Annotated in this window: 26 protein-coding genes and 4 tRNA genes; 10 read left to right on the top strand and 20 right to left on the bottom strand. The window is 69.3% G+C overall.

Annotated elements, in window-relative coordinates:
• Positions 1 to 134: 134 nt before the first annotated feature.
• From rplA to ACFWDI_RS20770, 5 genes are all read right to left on the bottom strand, one after another.
• Positions 135 to 857: a 50S ribosomal protein L1 gene (gene rplA, locus ACFWDI_RS20750; protein WP_385305847.1), complete on the bottom strand. Its 723-nt coding sequence runs from the start codon at positions 855 to 857 to the stop codon at positions 135 to 137.
• Between the two features lie 86 nt (positions 858 to 943).
• Positions 944 to 1,378, bottom strand: coding sequence for a 50S ribosomal protein L11 (gene rplK, locus ACFWDI_RS20755; protein ID WP_307661693.1), 435 nt, complete (start codon positions 1,376 to 1,378; stop codon positions 944 to 946).
• A gap of 167 nt (positions 1,379 to 1,545) precedes the next feature.
• Positions 1,546 to 2,535 (bottom strand): transcription termination/antitermination protein NusG, encoded by a 990-nt coding sequence (gene nusG / locus ACFWDI_RS20760; RefSeq protein WP_385305849.1) that lies wholly within the window; start codon positions 2,533 to 2,535, stop codon positions 1,546 to 1,548.
• Between the two features lie 75 nt (positions 2,536 to 2,610).
• The gene (secE, locus tag ACFWDI_RS20765; protein WP_385305850.1) at positions 2,611 to 2,898 is read right to left on the bottom strand and encodes a preprotein translocase subunit SecE; all 288 of its coding nucleotides are present in this window, start codon (positions 2,896 to 2,898) and stop codon (positions 2,611 to 2,613) included.
• A gap of 108 nt (positions 2,899 to 3,006) precedes the next feature.
• Positions 3,007 to 3,079, bottom strand: a tRNA-Trp gene (locus tag ACFWDI_RS20770).
• A gap of 170 nt (positions 3,080 to 3,249) precedes the next feature.
• On the opposite strand from ACFWDI_RS20770, the gene ACFWDI_RS20775 reads away from it, so the two are divergent.
• The gene (locus ACFWDI_RS20775; RefSeq protein WP_327325473.1) at positions 3,250 to 4,476 is read left to right on the top strand and encodes a pyridoxal phosphate-dependent aminotransferase; all 1,227 of its coding nucleotides are present in this window, start codon (positions 3,250 to 3,252) and stop codon (positions 4,474 to 4,476) included.
• A gap of 136 nt (positions 4,477 to 4,612) precedes the next feature.
• Entirely contained in the window at positions 4,613 to 5,668 is a 1,056-nt protein-coding gene (locus ACFWDI_RS20780; protein WP_385305852.1) for an adenosine deaminase, read from the top strand.
• Here the strand turns inward: ACFWDI_RS20780 and ACFWDI_RS20785 are convergent.
• Complete coding sequence (locus ACFWDI_RS20785) at positions 5,661 to 6,254, bottom strand: TetR/AcrR family transcriptional regulator (RefSeq protein WP_385305853.1); 594 nt, start codon at positions 6,252 to 6,254, stop codon at positions 5,661 to 5,663. The two genes, ACFWDI_RS20780 and ACFWDI_RS20785, sit on opposite strands and share 8 nt — an antisense overlap.
• 88 nt (positions 6,255 to 6,342) lie before the next feature.
• Here ACFWDI_RS20785 and ACFWDI_RS20790 point away from each other — a divergent pair, with 88 nt between their 5' ends.
• Positions 6,343 to 6,975, top strand: coding sequence for an NAD(P)-dependent oxidoreductase (locus ACFWDI_RS20790; RefSeq protein WP_385305854.1), 633 nt, complete (start codon positions 6,343 to 6,345; stop codon positions 6,973 to 6,975).
• A 104-nt stretch (positions 6,976 to 7,079) separates the two neighbouring features.
• Here the strand turns inward: ACFWDI_RS20790 and ACFWDI_RS20795 are convergent, their stop codons facing one another.
• The 8 genes from ACFWDI_RS20795 to ACFWDI_RS20830 all read right to left on the bottom strand — a co-directional run bounded on the left by ACFWDI_RS20795 (position 7,080) and on the right by ACFWDI_RS20830 (position 11,875).
• Positions 7,080 to 8,135 carry a UDP-N-acetylmuramate dehydrogenase gene (locus ACFWDI_RS20795; protein WP_385305855.1) on the bottom strand — a complete coding sequence of 352 codons (1,056 nt, stop codon included), beginning with the start codon at positions 8,133 to 8,135 and terminating at the stop codon, positions 7,080 to 7,082.
• A 68-nt stretch (positions 8,136 to 8,203) separates the two neighbouring features.
• Positions 8,204 to 9,646 carry an MFS transporter gene (locus ACFWDI_RS20800; RefSeq protein ID WP_385305856.1) on the bottom strand — a complete coding sequence of 481 codons (1,443 nt, stop codon included), beginning with the start codon at positions 9,644 to 9,646 and terminating at the stop codon, positions 8,204 to 8,206.
• Between the two features lie 83 nt (positions 9,647 to 9,729).
• Entirely contained in the window at positions 9,730 to 10,287 is a 558-nt protein-coding gene (locus ACFWDI_RS20805) for a TetR/AcrR family transcriptional regulator (RefSeq protein WP_385305857.1), read from the bottom strand.
• Positions 10,288 to 10,428: 141 nt separating this feature from the next.
• Positions 10,429 to 10,857 (bottom strand): MaoC family dehydratase, encoded by a 429-nt coding sequence (locus ACFWDI_RS20810; protein ID WP_362678292.1) that lies wholly within the window; start codon positions 10,855 to 10,857, stop codon positions 10,429 to 10,431.
• A complete protein-coding gene (locus ACFWDI_RS20815; RefSeq protein ID WP_385305859.1) occupies positions 10,857 to 11,309 on the bottom strand; it encodes a MaoC family dehydratase N-terminal domain-containing protein in 453 nt (150 codons plus the stop codon). The genes ACFWDI_RS20810 and ACFWDI_RS20815 overlap by 1 nt, the downstream gene beginning before the upstream one ends.
• Positions 11,310 to 11,433: 124 nt before the next feature.
• Positions 11,434 to 11,598, bottom strand: coding sequence for a 50S ribosomal protein L33 (rpmG, locus tag ACFWDI_RS20820; protein WP_003956487.1), 165 nt, complete (start codon positions 11,596 to 11,598; stop codon positions 11,434 to 11,436).
• An 85-nt stretch (positions 11,599 to 11,683) separates the two neighbouring features.
• Positions 11,684 to 11,756 (bottom strand) — tRNA-Met (locus ACFWDI_RS20825).
• Between the two features lie 46 nt (positions 11,757 to 11,802).
• Positions 11,803 to 11,875, bottom strand: a tRNA-Thr gene (locus tag ACFWDI_RS20830).
• A gap of 237 nt (positions 11,876 to 12,112) precedes the next feature.
• Between ACFWDI_RS20830 and ACFWDI_RS20835 the strand changes: the two genes are divergently transcribed.
• The 3 genes from ACFWDI_RS20835 to ACFWDI_RS20845 all read left to right on the top strand — a co-directional run bounded on the left by ACFWDI_RS20835 (position 12,113) and on the right by ACFWDI_RS20845 (position 14,624).
• Entirely contained in the window at positions 12,113 to 13,345 is a 1,233-nt protein-coding gene (locus ACFWDI_RS20835) for an amidohydrolase family protein (RefSeq protein WP_327325464.1), read from the top strand.
• Positions 13,346 to 13,404: 59 nt separating this feature from the next.
• The gene (locus tag ACFWDI_RS20840; RefSeq protein ID WP_385305861.1) at positions 13,405 to 14,061 is read left to right on the top strand and encodes an SDR family oxidoreductase; all 657 of its coding nucleotides are present in this window, start codon (positions 13,405 to 13,407) and stop codon (positions 14,059 to 14,061) included.
• Positions 14,062 to 14,126: 65 nt separating this feature from the next.
• A complete protein-coding gene (locus ACFWDI_RS20845) occupies positions 14,127 to 14,624 on the top strand; it encodes a GyrI-like domain-containing protein (RefSeq protein ID WP_385305863.1) in 498 nt (165 codons plus the stop codon).
• Positions 14,625 to 14,780: 156 nt separating this feature from the next.
• On the opposite strand, the gene ACFWDI_RS20850 is transcribed toward ACFWDI_RS20845, so the two are convergent.
• Positions 14,781 to 14,862, bottom strand: a tRNA-Tyr gene (locus ACFWDI_RS20850).
• A 196-nt stretch (positions 14,863 to 15,058) separates the two neighbouring features.
• Here ACFWDI_RS20850 and ACFWDI_RS20855 point away from each other — a divergent pair.
• From ACFWDI_RS20855 to ACFWDI_RS20865, 3 genes are all read left to right on the top strand, one after another.
• Positions 15,059 to 15,547, top strand: a complete 489-nt coding sequence (locus ACFWDI_RS20855) for a YajQ family cyclic di-GMP-binding protein (protein ID WP_327325461.1) — start codon at positions 15,059 to 15,061, stop codon at positions 15,545 to 15,547.
• A 161-nt stretch (positions 15,548 to 15,708) separates the two neighbouring features.
• Positions 15,709 to 16,215, top strand: a complete 507-nt coding sequence (locus ACFWDI_RS20860; protein ID WP_385305865.1) for a methylated-DNA--[protein]-cysteine S-methyltransferase — start codon at positions 15,709 to 15,711, stop codon at positions 16,213 to 16,215.
• Positions 16,212 to 16,880 carry an alpha-ketoglutarate-dependent dioxygenase AlkB family protein gene (locus tag ACFWDI_RS20865; RefSeq protein WP_385305867.1) on the top strand — a complete coding sequence of 223 codons (669 nt, stop codon included), beginning with the start codon at positions 16,212 to 16,214 and terminating at the stop codon, positions 16,878 to 16,880. Before ACFWDI_RS20860 ends, ACFWDI_RS20865 begins: the two co-directional genes overlap by 4 nt.
• A 119-nt stretch (positions 16,881 to 16,999) precedes the next feature.
• Here the strand turns inward: ACFWDI_RS20865 and ACFWDI_RS20870 are convergent, their stop codons facing one another.
• Positions 17,000 to 17,269 carry a GlsB/YeaQ/YmgE family stress response membrane protein gene (locus tag ACFWDI_RS20870; RefSeq protein ID WP_385305869.1) on the bottom strand — a complete coding sequence of 90 codons (270 nt, stop codon included), beginning with the start codon at positions 17,267 to 17,269 and terminating at the stop codon, positions 17,000 to 17,002.
• Between the two features lie 86 nt (positions 17,270 to 17,355).
• Here ACFWDI_RS20870 and ACFWDI_RS20875 point away from each other — a divergent pair, with 86 nt between their 5' ends.
• Positions 17,356 to 18,573 (top strand): APC family permease, encoded by a 1,218-nt coding sequence (locus tag ACFWDI_RS20875; RefSeq protein WP_385305871.1) that lies wholly within the window; start codon positions 17,356 to 17,358, stop codon positions 18,571 to 18,573.
• A gap of 79 nt (positions 18,574 to 18,652) precedes the next feature.
• Here ACFWDI_RS20875 and ACFWDI_RS20880 read toward each other — a convergent pair whose 3' ends face one another.
• The 4 genes from ACFWDI_RS20880 to ACFWDI_RS20895 all read right to left on the bottom strand — a co-directional run bounded on the left by ACFWDI_RS20880 (position 18,653) and on the right by ACFWDI_RS20895 (position 23,143).
• A complete protein-coding gene (locus ACFWDI_RS20880) occupies positions 18,653 to 19,045 on the bottom strand; it encodes a YccF domain-containing protein (RefSeq protein ID WP_385305873.1) in 393 nt (130 codons plus the stop codon).
• Positions 19,042 to 19,905 carry a zinc metalloprotease HtpX gene (gene htpX / locus ACFWDI_RS20885; protein WP_385305874.1) on the bottom strand — a complete coding sequence of 288 codons (864 nt, stop codon included), beginning with the start codon at positions 19,903 to 19,905 and terminating at the stop codon, positions 19,042 to 19,044. Before htpX ends, ACFWDI_RS20880 begins: the two co-directional genes overlap by 4 nt.
• A 146-nt stretch (positions 19,906 to 20,051) precedes the next feature.
• Positions 20,052 to 21,593 (bottom strand): NADH-quinone oxidoreductase subunit N, encoded by a 1,542-nt coding sequence (locus ACFWDI_RS20890; protein WP_385305876.1) that lies wholly within the window; start codon positions 21,591 to 21,593, stop codon positions 20,052 to 20,054.
• Positions 21,590 to 23,143, bottom strand: a complete 1,554-nt coding sequence (locus ACFWDI_RS20895) for an NADH-quinone oxidoreductase subunit M (protein ID WP_385306083.1) — start codon at positions 23,141 to 23,143, stop codon at positions 21,590 to 21,592. The genes ACFWDI_RS20890 and ACFWDI_RS20895 overlap by 4 nt, the downstream gene beginning before the upstream one ends.
• Positions 23,144 to 23,159 lie beyond the last annotated feature (16 nt).

Below are 23,159 nucleotides of genomic sequence, written 5' to 3' on the forward strand. Positions count from 1 at the left end.
CCTGTGCTCACAGCTAAAACACATAACCCTACCGCAGCCCAACCACCGCGCTAACTAATAACCCCGTCCCCCCCACTTCGGTCTTGTGTGCGGGGACCGGCTTCAGTACGCGAGACCCGCGGCTGCCGTCAGATTCAGACGGAAGCCGGGTCCTCCTCGACGAGGAGGTTGCGGGTGCGGTTGGAGTCCAGCGGGATGCCGGGGCCCATCGTCGTGGTCAGGGTCGCCTTCTTGATGTAGCGGCCCTTCGCGGCGGACGGCTTGAGACGGAGGATCTCCTCCAGCGCCGCGGCGTAGTTCTCGACCAGCTTCGTCTCGTCGAAGGAGACCTTGCCGATGATGAAGTGCAGGTTCGAGTGCTTGTCGACGCGGAACTCGATCTTGCCGCCCTTGATGTCGTTCACAGCCTTGGTGACATCGGGGGTGACGGTGCCGGTCTTCGGGTTCGGCATCAGACCACGCGGACCGAGCACGCGGCCGAGGCGGCCGACCTTGCCCATGAGGTCCGGGGTGGCGACGACGGCGTCGAAGTCCAGCCGGCCCTTCGCAACCTCGTCGATCAGTTCGTCGGAGCCGACGATGTCGGCGCCCGCGGCTTCCGCGGCCGCAGCACGGTCACCGGTCGCGAAGACCAGGACCCGGGCGGTCTTGCCGGTGCCGTGCGGAAGGTTGACGGTGCCACGGACCATCTGGTCGGCCTTGCGCGGGTCAACGCCCAGGCGGAAGGCGACCTCGACGGTGCCGTCGAACTTGGTGGCGGCGGTGTCCTTGGCGAGACGGACGGCCTCGAGCGGGGCGTAGTTGCGCTCCCGGTCGATCTTGGCGTCCGCAGCGCGGAGAGTCTTGCTGCGCTTCACTTCTGCTCCTGAGGTTCAGGGGTGGAGTCGTGGTGCGGACCAGCGCTTGGTCCTACCACTGAGAGGTCGTACGGGGAGCTGAGCTGTCAGCCCTCGACCGTGATGCCCATGGAACGGGCGGTGCCGGCGATGATCTTCGACGCGGCGTCCAGGTCGTTGGCGTTCAGGTCGGGCATCTTGACCGTGGCGATCTCGCGGACCTGGGCGCCGGTGAGCTTGGCAACCTTGGTCTTGTGCGGCTCGCCGGAGCCCTTGTCCACACCCGCGGCCTTGAGGATCAGCTTGGCGGCCGGCGGAGTCTTGGTGATGAAGGTGAAGGAACGGTCCTCGTAGACCGTGATCTCCACCGGCACGACCATGCCACGCTGCGACTCGGTCGCGGCGTTGTAGGCCTTGCAGAACTCCATGATGTTGACGCCGTGCTGACCGAGCGCGGGGCCGACCGGCGGAGCCGGGTTGGCCGCGCCGGCCTGGATCTGGAGCTTGATAAGCCCCGTGACCTTCTTCTTCTTGGGAGGCATTGCTCTCTCCGGGTCCTAGTGAGAGTTTTCAGCGCTCCATCCAGTCATCCGGATGGAGGCATACCGCACAACGATAACGGGTACAGCTGCGCGGCCAAAAACCGAGCAGGTCAGAGCGGCTGCGAGAGCCGTTCTGACCTGTTCGGAGGCGTATGTTCCAGAACGAACTAGTTCTTCTGGATCTGGTCGAAGCTGAGCTCGACCGGGGTCTCGCGGCCGAAGATCTCGACGAGGCCCTTGACCTTCTTCGAGTCGGCGTTGATCTCGTTGATCGTGGCCTGCAGCGTCGCGAACGGGCCGTCGGTGACGGTGACCGAGTCGCCGACCTCGAAGTCCAGCACCTGGACCTCGACCTTGCGGGCCGGAGCCGGCTTGCCCTCGGCCTCTGCGGCCTCGCGGGCGGCCTTCTCCTCGGCCTCCGGGGCGAGCATCTTGACGATCTCGTCCAGGGTCAGCGGGTACGGGTCGTAGGCGTTGCCCACGAAGCCGGTGACGCCGGGGGTGTTGCGGACGACGCCCCAGGACTCGTTGGTCAGGTCCATACGGACCAGGACGTAGCCGGGAAGCTTGTTCTGGCGGACGTTCTTGCGCTCGCCGTTCTTGATCTGGACGATCTCTTCCTCGGGCACTTCGGCCTGGTAGATGAAGTCCTCGACGTTCAGCGAGACGGCACGCTGCTCCAGATTCGCCTTCACGCGCTTCTCGTACCCGGCGTACGTGTGGATGACGTACCACTCGCCGGGCAGTCCGCGAAGTTCGTCGCGGAGAGCGGCGACCGGGTCGGCAGGGGCCTCGGGCTCCGCGGGCTCTTCGTCCTCGGCGCCGGAGGCCTCTTCGGCGTCCTCGTCGACGTCGGCTGCGGCGGCCTCGTCCTCTTCGACCTCGGCCACCGCGGCGGCCTCGTCCTCTTCGACCTCGGCCACCGCGGTGGCCTCGTCCTCGACGTGCATCGCGGCCTTCTCGGCCGGCTCACCCACAGCGGCGTCGGCAGCCTCGGCGAGGTCGACCTCGTCGGCCCCTTCGACGATGTCGAGCGCGTCGTCGTCGAGCGCGTCGATGTCGACCGTGTCCGGCGCAGCCTCGGCCGCCTCGGCCGTCGCCGCAGTCTCTTCGCCCTCCACGGGCTCGACGGCGTCGTTCAGGTTCGGGTCAGACACGGTGGCTGCTTCTTCCTGGATACAGATGGGGTGGAACATGCGAAAGGGGCGCCGCTGCCGGCGCCCTCCGCGGGATCAGCCGAAGACGTACTTGACGGCTTCCTGGAACCCATAGTCAATCACGGTCACCAGACCAATCATGACGACTACGAAGACAATCACCACTGTGGTGTACGTCGTCAGCTGGCTACGAGTGGGCCAGACGACCTTGCGCAGCTCGGCGACGATCTGTCGGTAGAAGAGCGCGAGTCGGCCCAGAGGGCCCTTCTTCCCGCGCTTGCCGCCCTTGCGGCTCCGCTTCTTCGACTCCGGCGCCTCATCATCGGCATCAGGCATGTCGATGGAGCCCACGGCGTCCGTCACGATCTTTCACCTGATTCCGGGTCGTGGCCGCGCCGCGCCCGGTGGAGCCGCACGGCGGTTCATTTAATGTACGTACATGCGCACACAACCTGGCGAAGGTGTGTGTAGCAGGGCCGGAGGGACTTGAACCCCCAACCGCTGGTTTTGGAGACCAGTGCTCTACCAATTGAGCTACGACCCTTTGTGGTTTCCCCAACCTACCCCATCCGTAGATGTGGTTGGTGAGGGCCAACGACGAGTGAGTGTACGTGGTTGCAGGCCCGGCGTCGAACAGATAGCTCCTGGCCGGTTCCTGTCCGCTACTCGAAACACGTGTGCCGGGTCCGTTTGCTGTCTGGGACGATGGCCCGTATGAGCGCTGCAACCCCTCCCACCGAGCGCCGGGTCTCCGCCCGCATCGGCGCGATCTCCGAGTCCGCGACCCTCGCCGTCGACGCCAAGGCAAAGGCCCTCAAGGCCGCCGGCCGTCCGGTGATCGGCTTCGGCGCGGGTGAACCGGACTTCCCGACACCCGACTACATCGTCGAGGCCGCGATCGAGGCCTGCCGCAACCCGAAGTACCACCGCTACACCCCGGCCGGAGGGCTCCCCGAGCTCAAGGCCGCCATCGCCGCGAAGACGCTGCGCGACTCCGGCTACGAGGTCGACGCCTCCCAGATCCTGGTCACCAACGGTGGCAAGCAGGCGATCTATGAGGCGTTCGCGGCGATCCTGGACCCGGGCGACGAGGTCATCGTGCCGGCTCCCTACTGGACGACCTACCCCGAGTCGATCCGCCTCGCGGGCGGTGTGCCCGTTGACGTCGTGGCCGACGAGACCACCGGTTACCGGGTCTCCGTAGAGCAGCTGGAGGCGGCGCGCACGGAGCGTACGAAGGTCGTCCTCTTCGTCTCGCCCTCGAACCCGACGGGCGCGGTCTACAGCGAGGCCGACGCCGAGGCGATCGGCCGCTGGGCCGCCGAGCACGGCCTGTGGGTCCTCACCGACGAGATCTACGAGCACCTGGTCTACGGCGACGCGAAGTTCACCTCGCTCCCCACGCTCGTCCCCGAGCTGCGCGAGAAGTGCATCGTCGTCAACGGTGTCGCCAAGACGTACGCCATGACCGGCTGGCGCGTGGGGTGGATGATCGCCCCCAAGGACGTGATCAAGGCCGCGACCAACCTGCAGTCGCACGCCACGTCGAACGTCTCCAATGTCGCGCAGATCGCGGCGCTGGCCGCGGTCTCCGGGAACCTGGACGCGGTCGCCGAGATGCGGACCGCCTTCGACCGGCGCCGCCAGACCATCGTGCGGATGCTCAACGAGATCGACGGTGTGCTCTGCCCGACCCCCGAGGGCGCGTTCTACGCGTACCCCACGGTGAAGGCGCTGCTGGGCAAGGAGATCCGCGGGAAGCGTCCGCAGACCTCGGTCGAGCTGGCCGCGCTGATCCTGGACGAGGTCGAGGTGGCGGTGGTTCCCGGCGAGGCCTTCGGTACGCCGGGCTATCTGCGGCTTTCGTACGCACTGGGCGACGAGGACCTGGTCGAGGGTGTCTCGCGGATCCAGAAGCTGCTGGCCGAGGCGCGCGACTGAATCTGCTCACGTGAGTGGGCTGACGGGCTCCCGGCTTCGGCCGGGGGCCCGTTTCCGTTCCGTTTCTTCGTTCGGGCAAGGACCCGATCGGGGAAAGGGGCTGCCGGACGGCGGGCAGGTGCGGCAAGATCCTTCAATGGAGCAAGTTCGTGCCCGCGGCGGAGCCGCTGAACGAGACCTCAGGCTGTTGCCCAAGGCCCACCTGCATCTGCACTTCACCGGGTCGATGCGACCCACCACCCTGCTCGAGCTCGCCGACAAGTACGGCGTCCATCTGCCTGATGCCCTGACCAGCGGCGAACCGCCCAAGCTACGGGCGACCGACGAGCGCGGCTGGTTCCGTTTCCAGCGGCTCTACGACATCGCCCGGTCCTGTCTGCGCTCGCCCGAGGACATCCAGCGGCTGGTGCGCGAGGCGGCCGAGGAGGATGTACGGGACGGCTCGGGGTGGCTTGAAATACAGGTCGACCCGACCTCGTACGCCCCCATGCTGGGCGGTCTGATTCCGGCGCTGGAGATCATCCTGGACGCGGTGGAGCGCGCCGGACGGGAGACCGGTCTCGGTATGCGGGTGCTGGTCGCGGCGAACCGTATGAAGCATCCGCTGGACGCGCGCACGCTGGCGCGGCTCGCGGTGCGGTACACGGACCGAGGGGTCGTCGGATTCGGTCTCTCCAACGACGAACGCCGGGGCATGGCACGGGACTTCGACCGCGCCTTCGCGATCGCCAGGGACGGCGGCCTGCTGGCTGCGCCGCACGGCGGCGAGCTGACCGGACCCGCGTCCGTACGGGACTGCCTGGACGATCTGCGCGCCTCCCGGATCGGTCACGGCGTACGGGCCGCGGAGGACCCACAGCTGCTGCGGAAGCTGGCCGAGCGCGGGGTGACCTGCGAGGTGTGCCCCTCGTCGAATGTGGCGCTGGGCGTGTACGAGAAGCCGGCGGACGTACCGCTTCGGACGCTGTACGACGCCGGGGTGCCGATGGCGCTCGGGGCGGACGACCCGCTGCTCTTCGGCTCCCGGCTGGCGGCGCAGTACGAGCTGGCGCGGACGCACCACGGTTTCACCGACGCGGAGCTCGCGGAGCTGGCCCGGCAGTCCGTGCGCGGCTCGGCGGCGCCCGAGGAGATCAGGGACAAGCTGCTGGCCGGCATCGACGACTGGCTGACCGACGGGCCGGCTAACTGATTCCGCGCAGCAGCGTACGGGCGAGTCCCGCGGCGAACTCGTCGAGCGGCTGCGGAGGCTTTCCGTCCGCGGTCATGTCGTACGCGAAGGCCCGTTGCGTACAGGCACCGAGAAGCAGGGACGCGCCCGCGTAGGTGTCCGCGTCGGCGCGCACCCGGCCGGCGTCCTGCTCGGCGCGCAGATAGGCGTCGAGGTCCCGGATGGGCATGTGCGGGCCTGCGCCCAGCTCGCGCAGGGCCGCGTCGTGGCGCTGCTTGAGCCGGGGGTCGGCGTAGAGCGAAGCGGCGATCGGGAAGCTCTGGGCGTAGAAGAGCGCGGCCTCGCGGGCGATCTCGGTGAGGTTCTCCTCGACGGTGCGCCGCGCCGGGTCGGCGATGAGTGTGTCCAGCAGCGGGGTGAGCCTGGGCAGCCGCTCCTTCAGCACGGTCACGAAGAGCTCCTCCTTGCTCGCGAAGTGCTTGTAGAGCGCCGCCTCCGAGCAGCCGGCCGCCTTGGCGATCTCCTTGGTGGTGGCACGGGCGAGGCCGATGGTGAGCAGGAGCTCATGCGCGGCGTCGAGGATGCGGGCGCGGGCCGGTCTCTGCATGGAACCTCCGAAAGGCACTTGACGGGTGAGTGAGTACTTACCCACTCTAGAGGTGAGTGAATACTTACCCACCATGGAGGTGCGGGCCATGAGACTCACCGTTTTCGGCGCGACCGGCGGCATCGGGCAGGAGATCGTCACGCAGGCACTGGCGGCGGGGCACGAGGTGACGGCGGTGGTTCGCGATCCGGCGCGGTTCACGGTCACGGGCCCCGGCCTGCAGGTTTTCCGTGCGGATCTGAAGGAGGGCGAGTCGCTGCGGGAGGCCGTCGCCGGGCGCGACGCGGTGCTCTCGGGTCTCGGCGCACGCAAGCGCGCGGACGCCGGGATCGCGGCGAAGCTGACGCGCTCGGTGCTGTGGGCGATGGAGGCGGAGGGGACACGTCGGCTGCTGGTGGTGAGCGCGGCCCCGCTCGGCCCGGTCCCGGAGCGCCAGCCGCTGCTGGACCGCGCGATGCTGGCGGCCATCAACACAGCGCTGAAGGCTGTGTACGACGACCTCCGGACGATGGAGGAGGAGCTGGCACGCAGCACGACGGACTGGACTTCGGTACGCCCGCCGCGGCTGCTGGACAAGCCGCTGACGGGCTCCTACCGGACGGCCGTCGGCGGCAGTCCGCGCCGCGGCAGGATGATCGGCCGGGCGGATGTGGCACACGCGATGCTGGCGATGGTCGACGACCCGGCGACGGTGAAGCAGGGAGTCGGGGTGGCGTACTAGCCCTGGGGGGAGATCGAGGACGAACCGGCTGCCGGGCGGACCCGGGCAACGCTGGAACCCGGCGGGTTCCAACAGCTTTTACAGGCTGACGCCGACCGTCAGCTTCACAGGCTGACGCCGACCGTCACCGGCTCGTTGACCAGCGTGACGCCGAAGGCCTCGCGCACACCCGCCACGACCTCGCGGGCGAGCGCCAGCAGGTCCTCGGTGGTGGCCTCGCCACGGTTGGTGAGGGCCAGCGTGTGCTTGGTGGAGATACGCGCGGGCCCGGTGCCGTATCCCTTGGTGAAGCCGGCCTTGTCGATCAGCCAGGCCGCCGAGGTCTTGGTACGCCCCTCCCCCGCCGGGAAGGCGGGCGGCGCGATGTCCGGGCCGAGGCGGTCGTGGACGCGTGCCAGGAAGGACTCGTACGCGGCCTGCTCGAGGATCGGATTGGTGAAGAAGGACCCGGCGGACCAGGTGTCGTGGTCCTCGGGGTCCAGCACCATGCCCTTGCCTGCACGCAGCTTGAGTACGGTCTCGCGGGCCGCTGCGGCCGGGACGCGGTCGCCGGCCTCGACGCCGAGGGCGCGGGCTGTCTCGGCGTACTTCAGAGGCGCGGACAGGCCGTCCGCGTCCTCCAGCTCGAAGCGGACGCGCAGCACGACATAGCGCTCGGGGTGCTGCTTGAAGCGGCTGTGGCGGTACGAGAAGGCGCACTCGGCGTTCGGGACGATGACCGTCTCGCCGGTGCGACGGTCGTAGGCGACGACCTCGGTGATGGTGCTGGAGACCTCCTGGCCGTACGCGCCGACGTTCTGGATCGGCGTCGCACCGGCCGAACCGGGGATGCCGGCCAGGCACTCGATGCCCGCGAGCCCCGCCTCGACGGTGCGGGCGACCGCGTCCGTCCAGACCTCACCGGCCGCCAACTCCAGCTTGGTACCGGAGAGTTCGAAGCCCCGCGTGGCGATACGGAGCGCGGTGCCGTCGAAGCCCTTGTCCCCGATGACCAGATTGCTGCCGCCGCCGATGATCAGCAGCGGGGTGCCGGCGGCGTCCGCCTCGCGTACGACGGCGACCACCTCGTCGTCGGTGGTGGCCGTGACGAGGCGCGTCGCGGGGCCGCCGAGCCGGAAGGTGGTCAGGGGGGCGAGGGGAGCGTCGTGGAGTTCCTGCACGGGGACAAGGGTACGGTCCGTGGCCCACCGCTCGGGCGGGGCCACGGACCGTCTGCGCACTCCGGCCGTCATACGGCGATGGGCTCGCGCTCCTCGGCGGCCGGGGAAGCCTCCTGGGGACCTGCTTCGACCGTGCGGCGGCGGCCCGGGATCAGCAGGGCGATCAGTGCCGCGAGAGCCACCGCTCCGGCGCCTATCCACAGTGCCGGGACGGTGCCGTCGGTGAAGGCGTCGGCGGACTCGTAGCCGCCCTGGGCCGCGAAGACCGCGCCGAGGACCGCCACACCGAGGGCTCCGCCGACCTCGCGCAGGGCGTTGTTGGCACCGGAGGCGATGCCCTGCTCGGCGGGACTGACGCTGGACATGACCACACTGGCAGCGGGGGCGAAGTAGAGCGCCATGCCGATACCGCCGAGGATCAGGCCGGGAAGCTGGGCCGGGTACGAGACACCGGGCTCGATGACCAGGGCGAAGAGGCCGAGGCCGATCGCCTGGAGGGCGAGTCCGGTGACGACGACCGGGCGGCCGCCGATCTTGTCGGAGAGGTATCCGGCGATGGGCGCGACGATCAGCGGCATACCGGTCCAGGGCAGCATCCGCAGGCCCGCCTCGGTGGGCGAATAGCCGGCGACGCCCTGCAGGAACTGACTGAGCAGGAAGATCGAGCCGAACATCCCCAGGAACATCAGCAGGCTCGCGATATTGATCCCGAAGAAGGCGCGGCTGCGGAAGAGCCGCATGGGGAGCATGGGGTTCTTGTTGTTGAAGCCGTGGTGGACGAAGCCGGCGAGGAGTGCGGTGCCCACGATCAGACCGGCGAGGATCGGGGTACTGGTCCAGCCGTCGGCGTTGCCGTTGACCAGCGCGTAGACGATGCCGAAGAGGCCGCCGCTGACGAGGAGGGTGCCGGGGACGTCGAGCCGGGCGTTCGGGGCGTACGACTCGTCGAGGCGCAGCCGGGCGAGCGGCAGCAGGGCCACGCCTATCGGGACGTTCAGCCAGAAGATCCACTGCCACGAGATGTGTTCGGTGAGGCTGCCGCCGATGAGAGGGCCGCTGGCGACGGCGAGGCCGGTGACGGCGCCGAAGATGCCGAGGGCCGCGCCGCGGCGTGCGACGGGCACGGCCGCCGTGAGGAGGGTCAGGGTGAGCGGCATCATGACCGCGGCGCCGACGCCCTGGACGGCGCGGGCGGCGATGAGGGCGTCGATACCGGGTGCGAGCGCGGCCGCGGCGGAGGCACCGGTGAAGATCGTGAGGCCGACGATGAAGAGCTTCCGGCGGCCGAAGCGGTCACCGAGGGCCGCCCCGAACATCAGCAGTACGGCGAAGGTGAGGGTGTACGCGCTCACCGTCCATTCGAGGTCCTCCAGCGCACCGCCGAGATCCTTGCGGATGGAGGGGAGGGCGGTGGTGACGACAAGGTTGTCGAGGGCCGCCATGAAGCTGGCGACGCTGGTGATGACGAGGGCCCAGGCGGCGCTGCCGCGGCGGGCTGTTTGCTGGTTCACTGCTCCCCCAGAGGGTTAGTTATTGATGACTAACTTTCACGGGCAGAACTCTCCCCACCCCCCGAGGAAGCGGGATCCTGCAACTAGCGCGAAGCCCTGATGTCGGACATGTCGAGCCCGGCCCACACCCGGTGATCCTCCGGGAAGCCCAGCGCCACCAGGACGTTGATCAGCATGCCGCAACCGAGGAAGTCGGTCGTCTCGTTCACGTCCCCGGCGAAGGCGGCCTGCCCCTGGTCCCAGATCTCGGCCCAGGCGGCCCTGATCCGCTCACCGAACTCGTGGTCCCCCGCCGCCTCGGCGGAGGCCACGGCGACATACGTCTGCATCTGCATCAGCAGCTTGTCGCCGTCACCGATGAGCTCCATGTACGCCGCCGCCATCGCCTCCAGCGGTGAGCTGTCGGGACGCCGCTCCAGGGCGTCGGCGAACGCCTTCGGGGTCTCCTCCAGACAGCGGAGCGCCGCTGCGAGGAAGAGCTCCCGCTTGTTCTTGAAGAGACGGAAGAGGTACGGCTGCGATACGCCGACCCGCTTGGCGATCGCCTCGGTGGAGGTGCCGTTGTAGCCGCCGCGCGCGAATTCGGTGATCGCGGCGCGGATGACGCTCTCGCGTCGCTCGTCTGCGCTCATCCTGGCCATGCGAGTAAGTTAGTGTCCAATCACTAACTAAGTCAAGAAGCGGCGCGGGCGAGGCGGCGCGGGGCACCGGACGAAGACAAAGTAAGGGGCACCCGCCATGGCGGGTGCCCCTTACACATCTCTCCTACCGGTCTTCGTACCTCAGGCGAGCCGGACCACGGCCCGGGACATCCCCAGCACCTTCTGCCCGGCGCTCATCGCCGTCAGGTCGACGCGCACCCGGTTGTCGTCCAGCTTCGCCGCGACCTTGCCGCTGACCTCGATCAGCGCGCCCTGCTCGTCGTTCGGAACGATGACGGGCCTGGTGAAGCGAACGCCGTACTCGACGACGGCGCCCGGGTCGCCGACCCAGTCCGTCACCACCCGGACCGCCTCGGCCATGGTGAACATGCCGTGCGCGATCACATCCGGAAGCCCGACCTCGGTGGCGAACTTCTCGTTCCAGTGGATCGGGTTGAAGTCCCCGGAGGCGCCCGCGTACTGCACCAGCGTGGCGCGCGTCACGGGAAAGTTCTGGGCCGGCAGCTCGGTGCCGACCTCGACGTCCGCGTAAGAGATCTTCGCCGTCATCACGCCTCCTCGGCGGCGCGCGCCACCAGCTTCGTCCACGCGGTCACGACATGCTCGCCCGACTCGTCGCGCACCTCACCGCGGATATCCACGATGTCGTTGCCGGCAAGGGACTTGATGGCCTCAATGGTCGAGGTGACCGTCAGCCGGTCCCCCGCCCGCACCGGCCGCGTGTACGCGAACTTCTGGTCGCCGTGCACCACACGGTCGTAGTCCAGTCCCAACAGCGGATCCTGAATGACCTGTTCCGCAGCCTTGAATGTGATCGCGAAGGCGAAAGTCGGCGGAGCGATCACATCGGCGTGGCCGAGCGCCTTGGCGGCTTCCTGGTCGGTGTACGCGGGATTGGCGTCACCCACCGCCTCGGCAAACTCCCGGATCTTTTCCCGGCCGACCTCGTAAGGCGAGGTGGGCGGATAGGTCCGCCCCACGAAGGACTGGTCAAGCGCCATGGACTGGCTCCCTCCTGATGGATTGACCCTGCTGGGCCGGATTGGATTGGCCCTGCCGGGATTTGGCCACTACAAACGACACGAGGCCGCCCCCAGTGGGGGCGGCCTCGTGTACGAGCCTGATTCAGCGGGTTTCGCGATGCGCCGTGTGCGAGTTGCAGCGCGGGCAGTGCTTCTTCATCTCAAGTCGGTCCGGGTTGTTACGCCGGTTCTTCTTGGTGATGTAGTTCCGCTCCTTGCACTCCACGCAGGCCAGCGTGATCTTCGGGCGGACGTCGGTGGCAGCCACGTGAGTGCTCCTTGGACGGATGGACGGATGAACGCATAAAAGAGTAGCCGATCGGAGGACCGACCCCACAATCGGCTACTGTATGTAGCGGTGACCGGACTTGAACCGGTGACACAGCGATTATGAGCCGCTTGCTCTACCGACTGAGCTACACCGCTTCGATACCGGATCCCCTCACCCGAAGGTGAGGATCTCCGACATCAGAGCCCCAATACGGAATCGAACCGTAGACCTTCTCCTTACCATGGAGACGCTCTACCGACTGAGCTATTGGGGCGAGCGATGAAGACATTACACGGTCGGTCGCCGATCGCCCAAATCCGTTTCGTGGCCCGCTGCCCGGTCCTCAGCCCGGCTTCCGCACCGCCCGTCCCGTACGCCACTCGTGGCCACACCGGTACGACTATTGCGCTCCTCCTCGAAGCGCGCTCCGAGCGCCCCTAGGCTCGACTCACGCTGCGTGATCCTGCCCTCGTCGCGCCGCCCGAGCCCCACCGCCCCACGCAGGAGCGCGATGCCCGACAGCCAGCCGCAGCCCCCCGACGGCGCCACCGCGGACACCACTGCGCTGCTCCTGTGCAGCGCCCGGCTCACGGACGGCCGCACCGTCGACGTACGGCTCAGTGGCGGACGCATCGAGGCGGTCGGCACCGCGGGCAGCCTCACCCCGCGCTCCGCCCGCGTGGACCTGCGCGGCTATCTGCTGCTGCCCGCCCCGGCCGAACCGCACGCCCATGGCGACACCGCGCTCACCGCCGACTCCCCCGGCCCCGTCTCGTACGAGACCGAAGATGTCCAGCGGCGGGCCACCGAGGCCGCGCTGCTGCAGCTCGGGCACGGCGCGACGGCGCTGCGCTCGCACGTACGCATCGGAGATGTGCAGGGTCTCGGCCCGCTGGAGGCAGTGCTCCAGGCTCGGCGCTCACTGCGCGGGCTGGCGGATCTGACGGCCGTCGCGGTGCCCCGGCTACTCACGGGCGTCGCCGGGGCGGACGGTCTGGCGATGCTGCGCGACGCGATGAAGATGGGCGCCGGGGTGGTGGGCGGCTGTCCGGACGCCGACCCCGATCCGACCGGGTACGCGGAGGCGGTGCTGGAGGTCGCCGCCGAGCACGGCTGCCCCGTCGACCTGCACACCCACGGCGACGATCCGGCGCGGCTCGCACGGCTGGCGGCCATGGCGGGCGGGCTGCGCTCGGGAGTGGTGATCGGGCCGTGCGCGGGGCTCGCTCGACAGCCGCGCGAGTCGGCATCCAGGGCCGCCGACCAGCTCGCGGCGGCCGGCGTCACGGTGGTCTGTGTGCCGCAGGGCGGCTGCGGGGCCGTGGAACACCGGGGCAACGCACCGGTGCGGCTGCTGCGCGCGGCGGGAGTGCGGGTCGCGGCGGGCAGCGGGGCGCTGCGGGACGTGTCGAACCCGGTGGGCCGCGGGGATCCGCTGGAGGCGGCGTATCTGCTGGCCTCGCAGGGCCGGATGCGGTCCAAGGACGCTTACCGGGCCGTGGCCGGGGCCGCCCGGGAGGCGATGGGGCTGCCCGAGGTGCGGGTGGAGGCCGGTTTCCCGGCGGAGCTGCTGGCGGTGCGCGGCGAGCGGATCTCGGGCGTGCTGTCGCTGGCGTACAGCCGGATCGTCATTCACCGCGGGCGGGTGGTGGCCCGTACCAGCGCGGTGCGTGAGTACTGCGACTCGGCGGTCGCCGTCGCGCTCGAACTGCCGCGGCAGGGGCGGCCGGACACCGGTCCCTGAGCCGCGACCGGACGCCGGTCCGTGAGCGAGCGGCGCGCTTCGGACGTACCGTCGTAGTCATGCGCATTGTCATCGCTGGAGGACATGGTCAGATCGCGCTCCGTCTTGAGCGTCTGCTCTCGGCGCGCGGACACGAGGTCGCGGGCATCATCCGCAAGCCGGAACAAGGCGCCGACCTGCGGGAAGCGGGGGCCGAACCGGTCCTCCTGGACCTGGAGTCGGCCTCGGTCGAGCAGGTCGCGGCGGTGCTGCAGGGCGCCGAAGCGGCGGTGTTCGCGGCGGGCGCGGGCCCGGGCAGCGGCACCGCACGCAAGGAAACGGTGGACCGCAGCGCCGCGGTGCTCTTCGCGGACGCGGCGGAACGAGCAGGCGTACGGCGGTTCATCGTGGTGTCGTCGATGGGCGCCGACGCCCAGCACCCGGGCGAATCGGAGTTCGACGTCTATCTGCGGGCGAAGGGCGCCGCAGACGACTACGTACGGTCCAAGTCCGGCCTCGAGTGGACGATTCTGCGGCCTGGCATGCTGACGAACGACGCGGGCACCGGTCTCGTACAGCTGAAAGCCTCGACGGGCCCTGGCACAGTGCCGCGTGACGATGTGGCGGCCGTGCTCGCGGAGCTCGTGGAGTCGCCGGCAACGGCAGGGCTGACGCTGGAACTGATCAGCGGCTCGGTGCCGGTGACCGTCGCGGTCAAAGACGTCGCCGGAAACTGACCGGCGGGGCGCTGTTCCGATGAATTCCCGTTCACCGCACAGTCCTTGATGCCATGAGGAAACAGATGTCCGAGATCCAGCCGACGGTCGTGGAGCGCGGGGAGCAGCTGTACGCCTTCGTCCGCGGGGCCGTACGAATGGACGCCTTCGCCGTGATCGCGGACCGACTGCCGGAACTGATCGGCTGGCTGACCAGCCGCGGTGCGGAGTTCAACGGGGCCCCGTTCTTCCGCTTCAACGCCATCGACATGGACGGGGAGTCGGAGGTCGAAGCGGGGATGCCCGTCGTCTCCGCGCCGGAGCCGGAGGGCGACATCGGCATCGCGGTACTGCCCGCGGGCCGCTATGTGACGGTCACCCATACCGGCCACCCCGACCGGCTGTTCGCGACCATCACCGCGCTGCGGGAGTGGGCGGCGCGGGAGGGCCTGGAGTGGGACATGACGGTGGTGGACGGCGTTGAGCGCTGGGCCTGCCGTATCGAGTCGTATCTGACGGACCCGCGGGTGGAGCCGGACATGTCCAAATGGGAGATCCAGCTCGCGTTCCGGCTGGCCGACTGAGGGGGCGTGGTCGCCGAGCAGCCTGCCGTCCACGGGGAGGTGTCCCGGGGTGAGCGGCTGACCGGCGTACGCCGGGCTGCTGCTTCGGGCTCGATCCTGTATACGTCGATGGCCCCCGGTCCGCGTTTCCGCAGATCGGGGGCCATCGTCATCACGTGGCGGCGCCAGGATTCGAACCTGGGTAGGCAGAGCCGACGGATTTACAGTCCGTTCCCATTGGCCACTCGGGCACACCGCCATGGGATGTCGCCGTGAAAGTCACCCTCTGTGGGGTGGTGCTCCGTGGCAACGACGTAAACGATACCTGATGCCCGGGGGTGCTTCGCCACCGGATTGATCAGCACTCGGGGCGGGTGCGGGTGGCTAGGCTTGCGGGAGCGGCCCGGGCAGTTCTGGCCGCGCCTCCACGCACCCGATACAAGGAGCCACAGGACATGGCCGACTCCAGTTTCGACATCGTCTCGAAGGTCGAGCGGCAGGAGGTCGACAACGCCCTCAACCAGGCCGCGAAGGAGATCTCGCAGCGCTACGACTTCAAGAACGTCGGGGCGTCGATCGCCTGGTCCGGCGAGAAGATCCTTATGCAGGCCAACTCCGAGGAGCGGGTCGCCGCCATCCTCGACGTCTTCCAGTCCAAGCTGGTCAAGCGCGGGATCTCACTGAAGGCGCTGGACGCGGGCGAGCCGCAGTTGTCCGGCAAGGAGTACAAGATCTTCGCCTCGATCGAGGAGGGCATCTCCCAGGAGAACGCCAAGAAGGTCGCGAAGATCATCCGCGACGAGGGCCCGAAGGGCGTCAAGGCGCAGGTCCAGGGTGACGAGCTGCGGGTCAGCTCGAAGAGCCGGGACGACCTGCAGGCCGTGCAGGCGCTGCTGAAGGGGCAGGACTTCGAGTTCGCGCTGCAGTTCGTGAACTACCGCTGACTCCGGCGGGGCGCGCCGGGCGGACCGGGGGCGGAGCAGCTCGGTCGCTCCGCCCCCGCCCTGCGCGGTGTGACGTCCGAATCCCGCCAGCTTCGGCGGGACCGGGGTCGCAGACTCGTAGGCGTAGGGCGTAGGACACGCTGCGAGGGAAGGAACAAGCCATGACGGTCTACGCGACCATCGACAGCCCGCTGGGCGCATTGCTGCTGGTCGGCGAGGCGTCCGCGACGGCGAAGGGCGGCACCGCACTCGCCTCGCTCTCCCTGCCCGGACAGAAGGGCGCCGCCGTCGTCCAGGACGGGTGGCGGCGTGCCCCGGAGTCCTTCGAGGAGATCGGCACCCAGCTCACGTCGTACTTCGAGGGCCGGCTGACGCACTTCGAGATCGAGTACGTCGACGGCGGGACGGCGTTCCAGCGGCGCGTGTGGCAGGCACTGGAGGAGATTCCGTACGGGGAGACGGCGACGTACGGGGAGATCACCGCGCGGGTCGGCACATCGGCGGTGGGCGTGCGCGCCGTGGGGACCGCGATCGGTCGCAATCCGCTGCTGGTCGTACGGCCGTGCCACCGGGTGATCGGGGCGGACGGGGCGCTTCGGGGGTACGCGGGCGGGCTTGAGCGCAAGGAGCGGCTCCTCGGGCTCGAAGGCGCCCTGGCGGCATCGTGAGCGGAACCCTGTTCCCGAGGGAACGGGCGGTCGTCGCCCCCGGCGCCGTGCATGTGCCGGGGTGGCTCCCCGTGGACCGGCAGCGGGAACTGGTCGAGGCATGCCGGAGCTGGGCGCGCGGTCCCGTACCGCTCCGGCACACCGCGCTGCCGGGCGGCGGCGTGATGTCCGTACAGACCGTGTGCGTCGGATGGCACTGGCAGCCGTACCGGTACTCCCGTACCGCGGACGATGTGAACGGCGCACGGGTCGCCGAATTCCCGGACTGGCTGGTGGACTTGGGGCGTAGGGCGCTGGTCGAGGCGTACGGGGAGGATCAGGGTTACTCCCCCGCCGAGTACAGCCCCGACACCGCACTGATCAACTTTTATGACGGCGCGGCGAGGATGGGCATGCACCGGGACAGAGAGGAACGGTCCGGTGCGCCGGTGGTGTCGCTGAGCATCGGCGACAGCTGCGTCTTCCGGTTCGGGAACACCGAGACGCGGGGGCGGCCGTACACGGATGTGGAGCTGGCTTCCGGGGACCTGTTCGTCTTCGGAGGTTCGTCGCGCTTCGCGTACCACGGGGTGCCGAAGGTGTACGCGGGGACAGCCGACCCGGCGACGGGGATGAGCGGTGGACGTCTGAACATCACCCTGCGGGAGACCGGACTGCCGGACTGAGCGGACCCGGGGCGGGCTCCGGTTCGAGCCGGGTCCGAGTCCGCGGTGCGCGTCCGCGTCCGGGCCCAGGTCCGGGTCCGTGTCCGGACGCGGACCATGCAGGGCCCGGGCAGCGCCGGCTAGCGCGAGCGGGAGTGGCCGAACAGGATCCGGTAGGCGATCAGCAGGACGAGCGCGCCGCCGATGGCCGCGGCCCAAGTGGCGCCGTCGTAGAACTCATTGGTGATCGGCCGGTCCAGGAAGCGGGCCGATATCCAGCCGCCGGTGAAAGCGCCGGCGATACCGATGAGAGTGGTGCCGATCAGGCCGCCCGGGTCGCGTCCCGGGAGCAGGATCTTGGCTATGACCCCGGCAAGCAGTCCGAGGATGAGCCAGCTGATGATTCCCATGCCGTGAACCTGCCTTTCGTACGGTGTTGTCGTGGAGGACGCAGGCCGGATGCGGCGTGGTTGCGGAGATCAGTAGCCTGCGACGCATGGCACAGGGGTTGCGGCGGTCACTGGGGGTCTTCGACGCGGTCGTGATCGGGCTGGGGTCGATGGTCGGGGCGGGCATCTTCGTGGCGCTGGGCCCGGCGGCCAGTGCTGCCGGGTCGGGGCTGTTGCTCGGCCTGGCGCTGGCCGCGGTGGTCGCGTACTGCAACGCCATGTCGTCGGCAAGGCTCGCCGCCCTGTATCCGGCATCCGGCGGGACCTACGTGTACGGACGGGAGCGGCTCGGCGCGTTCTGGGGGTATCTGGCGGGCTGGGCGTTCGTCGTGGGGAAGACGGCATCGTGTGCGGCGATGGCGCTGACAGTCGGGGCCTACGCGTGGCCGGGGCAGGCGCACGCGGTGGCGGTCGCCGCGGTGGTGGCGCTGACTGCCGTGAACTACGGGGGCGTTCAGAAGTCGGCGTGGCTGACGCGGGCGATCGTGGCTTTGGTGCTGGCGGTCCTCGCTGCGGTCGTGGTGGTCTCCCTCGGGTCGGGGGCTGCGGACTTCGGACGGCTGGACGTGGGCGCGGACGCCTCGGCCGGCGGGGTGCTGCAGGCAGCGGGGCTGCTGTTCTTCGCCTTCGCCGGGTACGCGCGGATCGCCACGCTGGGCGAGGAGGTGCGCGATCCGGCACGTACCATCCCGCGCGCCGTCCCGCTGGCGCTGGGCATCGCTCTGGTGGTCTATGTGTGCGTCGCGGTCTCCGTCCTCTCTGTGCTGGGAGCCGGTGATTTGGGGCGGGCGACAGCTCCGCTCGCCGATGCCGTACGGGCGGCGGGCGCCCAGTGGCTGGCGCCCGTCGTTCGAGTGGGGGCCGCGGTGGCGGCGCTCGGGTCTCTGCTCGCGCTGATTCTCGGCGTCTCCCGTACGACGCTGGCGATGGCCCGGGACGGCCATCTGCCGGGAGCGCTGGCCGCCGTGCACCCGCGGTTCCAGGTGCCGCACCGTGCGGAGCTGGCCGTGGGGGCGGTCGTCGCGGTGGTGGCGGCGACGGCGGATGTGCGTGGGGCGATCGGCTTTTCGTCGTTCGGAGTGCTGGTGTACTACACAATCGCCAACGCCTCGGCCTGGACGCTGAGTTCCCGGGGCCGGGCAGTGGCGAGTACTGGCCTTGTGGGTTGCCTGGTGCTGGCTTTCGCGCTACCGCTGTCGTCCGTGGCCGCGGGCGCGGCAGTGCTGGCGGTGGGCGCGGCGGTGTACGGGGTGCGGCGGCTCTGAGGCCTCACGTTCGGGCGCGGAACTCCGGCCGGCACAGCCCGGGCTACGAGGGCGGGTCGGCGAAGGGCCGTTCCGCGGCCTACCGAGAGATGAACGGCTGGTCCGTGCGGACGATCTCCTTGCCGAAGGGCAGCAGGGAGACCGGGATCAGCTTGAAGTTGGCGATGGCCAGTGGGATGCCGATGATCGTGATGAACAGGGCGATGCCGGTGACGATGTGGCCCAGCGCCAGCCACCAGCCGGCCAGGACCAGCCACAGCACATTGCCGACGCAGGACGGCGCGCCGGCGTCGCGGCGCTCGACCACGGTGTAGCCGAAGGGCCAGAGTGCGTAGACACCGATACGGAACGCGGCCAGGCCGAAGGGGATGCCGATGATGGTGATGCACAGCAGCAGTCCGGCGAACAGGTAGCCGAGGAACATCCAGAAGCCGCACAGGATCAGCCATATGACGTTCAGGATTGTCTTCACGGGCGGTGACCTGCCATTTGCTCGAGTCTGGCGATGCGCTCCGCCATGGGTGGGTGGGTGGAGAACATTTTGGAGAGCCCCTGGCCTGGACGGAAGGGATTCGCGATCATCATATGACTCGCGGTCTCCAGCCGCGGCTCGGGCGGCAGCGGCAACTGCTTCGTACCGGCGTCGAGTTTGCGCAGGGCGCTCGCCAGGGCGAGCGGGTCGCCGGTGAGCTGAGCGCCCGAAGCGTCGGCCTCGTACTCGCGCGAACGGCTGACGGCGAGCTGGATCACGGAAGCGGCCAGCGGGCCCAGGATCATGACCAGCAGCATGCCGACAAGGCCCGGGCCCTCGTCGTCGTCGGAGCGGCCGATGGGGATCAGCCAGGCGAAGTTCACCAGGAACATCACCACGGAGGCGAGCGCACCGGCGACCGAGGAGATGAGAATGTCGCGGTTGTAGACATGGCTCAGCTCGTGGCCGATGACGCCACGCAGCTCGCGTTCGTCGAGGATCCGCAGGATCCCCTCGGTGCAACAGACCGCGGCATTGCGCGGGTTGCGGCCGGTGGCGAAGGCATTGGGGGCCTGGGTCGGCGAGATGAAGAGGCGGGGCATGGGCTGGCGGGCGGCGGTCGACAGCTCGCGGACGATGCGGTAGAGCGCGGGTGCCTCGAATTCGCTGACGGGGCGGGCACGCATGGCCCGCAGCGCCAGCTTGTCGCTGTTCCAGTAGGCGTACGCATTGGTGCCGAGCGCGACGAGGAGCGCGACGAGCAGGCCCGTACGGCCGAAGAAGCTGCCGATGACGAGGATGAGTGCGGACAGTCCCCCGAGGAGTACGGCGGTCTTCAGCCCATTGTGCCGGCGGTGCACGGTACGCCCTCCAAATGGTGCGGCAGGGGACCCTTTGCGTGGTGCTGCTCCACTCTTCAGTGGACCCTTCTCTACTGGTCAACGCCAGGCGAAGGAGGCGAGTTCCCTTGTGCGCTCGGCCCTGGGCTGGGCCGTTCGGGTGGCGCTCAGAACAGGCTGCTCGCAGCGAAGCGAAGAACCAGCTGGGGGTAGCCGGAGAGGACGACACCGACGACGGCGGTCAGGACGATGGCGACAGTGACCAGCGTCGGGGCGCCGCCGCGGACCGGTTCGGCCGTCTCGGCACCCTCTTCGGCGGTCTCCGCGACAGCCTCCGGAGCGCGGAAGAGGATCGCCGTCCACTGCAGGTAGTAGTAGAGGGCGATCACGACATTGATGGCCATGACGACGGCCAGCCAGCCGAGGCCCGCTTCGACGGCCGAGGAGAAGACGGTCACCTTGGCGAACAGGCCGATGATGCCGGGCGGCAGACCGGCGAGGCAGAGCAGGAAGAAGCCCATGGCGAGGGCGACGAGCGGTCGGGTGGCGTAGAGGCCGCGGTAGTCGGAGATCCGGTTCAGCGGCTTCGTACGGGCGACGAGCGCCGCGACCGCGAAGGCCCCGAGGTTCACCACGGCGTACATCAGGGCGTACGCGACGGTCGCGCCGATCTGGTCGTCGCTGGAGTAGGCCGCGGCCGCGATCGGCACCAGGAGGTAGCCGGCCTGCGCCACGGAGGACCAGGCCAGCAGGCGTACCGCGCTCCACGCGCGCGTGGCCGACTGGCGCAGCGCCGCGACATTGCCCGCCGTCATGGTGAGACCGGCGAGGACGGCGATGGCCGGACCCCAGACGTCCGCGTAAGCGGGGAACGCGATGACCGTCACCAGGATGAGGCCGGAGAACCCGACCGCCTTTCCGACGACGGAGAGATACGCCGCGACGGGCAGCGGGGCGCCCACATAGGTGTCGGGGACCCAGAAGTGGAAGGGAACGGCGGCCGTCTTGAAGGCGAAGCCGACGAGGGTCAGGGCAACGCCTGCCTTGGCGAGGGTGCCCAGCTGACCGGGGACGTTGTCGAGTCCGGCGGCGACCTGCGTGAGGTGGAGGGTGCCCGTCGCGGCGTACACGAAGCTCACGCCGAGGAGCATCACAGCAGTCGCGGTGACCGAGGAGAGGAAGAACTTCAGGGCTGCTTCGCTGGAGAGCCGGTCTCCGCGCCTGAGGCCGACGAGCGCGAAGGCGGGCAGCGACGCGACCTCGAGGGCGACGACGAGGGTGGCGAGGTCGCGCGAGGCGGGCAGCAGGGCGGCGCCGGCCGCGGAGGAGAGCAGCAGGAACCAGAACTCCCCCGCGGGAAGCTTCCTCCTGGTGTCGTGGAACGACAGCAGCCCGGTGAGCAGCGCGCCCCCGAGCACCAGGAACTGGATGACCAGCGCGAAGTGATCGGCGGTGTAGCTGCAGGCGTCGGGGTCCGTCGTGAGGCAGAACGTCGCGCGGTTGCCCTTGCGCAGCGGCAGGAGGGTGATGAGCGCGGCGACGAGGCCGGCGATCGCGACGACGCCGAGCAGCGGCTTGCGCCTCTCGGGTACGAAGAGGTCGGCGACGAGCACGATCAGGGCGACCACCGCGGTGATGGTGGGCGGCGCGACCGTGAGCCAGTCGACGGACTGGACGAGGCTGGTGACGCTGTCGGCTGCCACGGTCACGACTTGCCTCCTGCGAGGAGCTTCTGCACGGCCGGGTCGGTGAGGCCGAGGAGGACCGCGGGCCACAGTCCGGCGAGGACGGTGAGGGCGACGAGCGGGGTCCAGGCGGCGAATTCGTACGTCTGGATGTCGGCGAGCTCCGGTGTCTCCTCGGCGGGCTTCGCGCCCATGCAGACACGGCGTACGACGACGAGGAGGTACGCGGCGGTGAGCAGTGTGCCGAAGCCGGCGATCGCCATGAAGGTGAGGAAGGCGGGGCGGCTGAGCCCGTCGGCGGGGCGGAAGGCACCGAACATCGCGAGCATCTCGCCCCAGAATCCGGCCAGGCCCGGCAGCCCGAGCGAGGCGACGGCGCCGAAGGCGAGGAAGCCACCGAGGCGCGGGGCGCGGCCGTAGAGCGCGGCGCCGGTTGCGCCGGCGAGGGTGTCGAGGTCGGCCGTGCCGTAGCGGTCCTTGAGCGCTCCGACCAGGAAGAAGAGCAGGCCGGTGATGAGGCCGTGGGCGATGTTGGCGAAAAGCGCGCCGTTGACGCCGGTGGGGGTCAACGTGGCGATGCCGAGGAGCACGAAGCCCATGTGGCCGACGGAGGAGTATGCGATCAGGCGCTTGAGATCGCCGCCCGCACCCTGCTTGGCAAGTGCGAGGCAGGCGAGGGATCCGTAGACGATGCCGGCGACGGCGAAGGCGGCGAGATACGGCGCGAAGGTCTGCATGCCGTCGGGGGCGATGGGGAGCAGGATACGGACAAATCCATACGTACCCATCTTCAGCAGCACGCCGGCGAGGAGGACGGAGCCGACGGTCGGCGCCGCGGTGTGGGCATCCGGGAGCCAGCTGTGCAGCGGCCACATCGGAGTCTTCACGGCGAGGCCGATCCCGATCGCCAGAACCGCGATGACCTGCACGGATGCGCTGAGCCCACGGCCGTTGTCAGTGGCGAGTGCCACCATGTCGAAGGTGCCGGTCTTCAGCCCGATCAGCAGCAGGCCGAGCAGCATCACGACGGAGCCGAGCAGCGTGTAGAGGATGAACTTCCAGGCGGCGGACTGCCGCGCCTCGCCGCCCCAGCGGGCGATGAGGAAGTACATCGGGATGAGGACCATCTCGAAGGCCAGGAAGAAGAGCAGCAGATCGAGGACGGCGAAGGTCGCGAGAGTCCCGGATTCGAGGACGAGCAGCAGCGCGACGAAGGCCTTCGGGGACGGGCCCGAAGGCATCTTGAAGTAGCTGTACAGCGCGCAGAGGAAGGTCAGCAGCGCGGTCAGGACGACAAGGGGGAGCGAAATGCCGTCAATGCCGAAGTGGATCCGCACATCGAGTGCGGCGATCCAGCTGATGTCCGTCGTGGCCTGCATCTTGGACGGGTGGTCATGGTCGAAGCCGAGGGCCAGGACGATCGCGGCGACGAGGATCACGCCGGTGACGGTCACGCCGTGGCGCAGGACCGCCTGGTCCGGGCTCTTGCCGCGCAGCCCGGGCGGGGCGGGCAGGAGCGCGGCCGCGGCGCCGACGAGCGGGCCGACGACGATGAACGCGAGAAGGAACTGCATCACGGACTCGCTGATA

The organism is Streptomyces sp. NPDC060064 (assembly GCF_042736455.1).
Taxonomy (GTDB): domain Bacteria; phylum Actinomycetota; class Actinomycetes; order Streptomycetales; family Streptomycetaceae; genus Streptomyces.

Excerpts from the sequence above, each read along its gene's own strand:
- rplK (WP_307661693.1), bottom strand. The coding sequence starts at position 1,378 with ATGCCTCCCAAGAAGAAGAAGGTCACGGGGCTTATCAAGCTCCAGATC.
- ACFWDI_RS20775 (WP_327325473.1), top strand. The coding sequence starts at position 3,250 with ATGAGCGCTGCAACCCCTCCCACCGAGCGCCGGGTCTCCGCCCGCATC.
- ACFWDI_RS20780 (WP_385305852.1), top strand. The coding sequence starts at position 4,613 with ATGGAGCAAGTTCGTGCCCGCGGCGGAGCCGCTGAACGAGACCTCAGG.
- ACFWDI_RS20785 (WP_385305853.1), bottom strand. The coding sequence starts at position 6,254 with ATGCAGAGACCGGCCCGCGCCCGCATCCTCGACGCCGCGCATGAGCTC.
- ACFWDI_RS20790 (WP_385305854.1), top strand. The coding sequence starts at position 6,343 with ATGAGACTCACCGTTTTCGGCGCGACCGGCGGCATCGGGCAGGAGATC.
- ACFWDI_RS20805 (WP_385305857.1), bottom strand. The coding sequence starts at position 10,287 with ATGGCCAGGATGAGCGCAGACGAGCGACGCGAGAGCGTCATCCGCGCC.
- ACFWDI_RS20810 (WP_362678292.1), bottom strand. The coding sequence starts at position 10,857 with ATGACGGCGAAGATCTCTTACGCGGACGTCGAGGTCGGCACCGAGCTG.
- ACFWDI_RS20815 (WP_385305859.1), bottom strand. The coding sequence starts at position 11,309 with ATGGCGCTTGACCAGTCCTTCGTGGGGCGGACCTATCCGCCCACCTCG.
- ACFWDI_RS20835 (WP_327325464.1), top strand. The coding sequence starts at position 12,113 with ATGCCCGACAGCCAGCCGCAGCCCCCCGACGGCGCCACCGCGGACACC.
- ACFWDI_RS20840 (WP_385305861.1), top strand. The coding sequence starts at position 13,405 with ATGCGCATTGTCATCGCTGGAGGACATGGTCAGATCGCGCTCCGTCTT.
- ACFWDI_RS20845 (WP_385305863.1), top strand. The coding sequence starts at position 14,127 with ATGTCCGAGATCCAGCCGACGGTCGTGGAGCGCGGGGAGCAGCTGTAC.
- ACFWDI_RS20855 (WP_327325461.1), top strand. The coding sequence starts at position 15,059 with ATGGCCGACTCCAGTTTCGACATCGTCTCGAAGGTCGAGCGGCAGGAG.
- ACFWDI_RS20860 (WP_385305865.1), top strand. The coding sequence starts at position 15,709 with ATGACGGTCTACGCGACCATCGACAGCCCGCTGGGCGCATTGCTGCTG.
- ACFWDI_RS20870 (WP_385305869.1), bottom strand. The coding sequence starts at position 17,269 with ATGGGAATCATCAGCTGGCTCATCCTCGGACTGCTTGCCGGGGTCATA.
- ACFWDI_RS20875 (WP_385305871.1), top strand. The coding sequence starts at position 17,356 with ATGGCACAGGGGTTGCGGCGGTCACTGGGGGTCTTCGACGCGGTCGTG.
- ACFWDI_RS20895 (WP_385306083.1), bottom strand. The coding sequence starts at position 23,143 with ATGCAGTTCCTTCTCGCGTTCATCGTCGTCGGCCCGCTCGTCGGCGCC.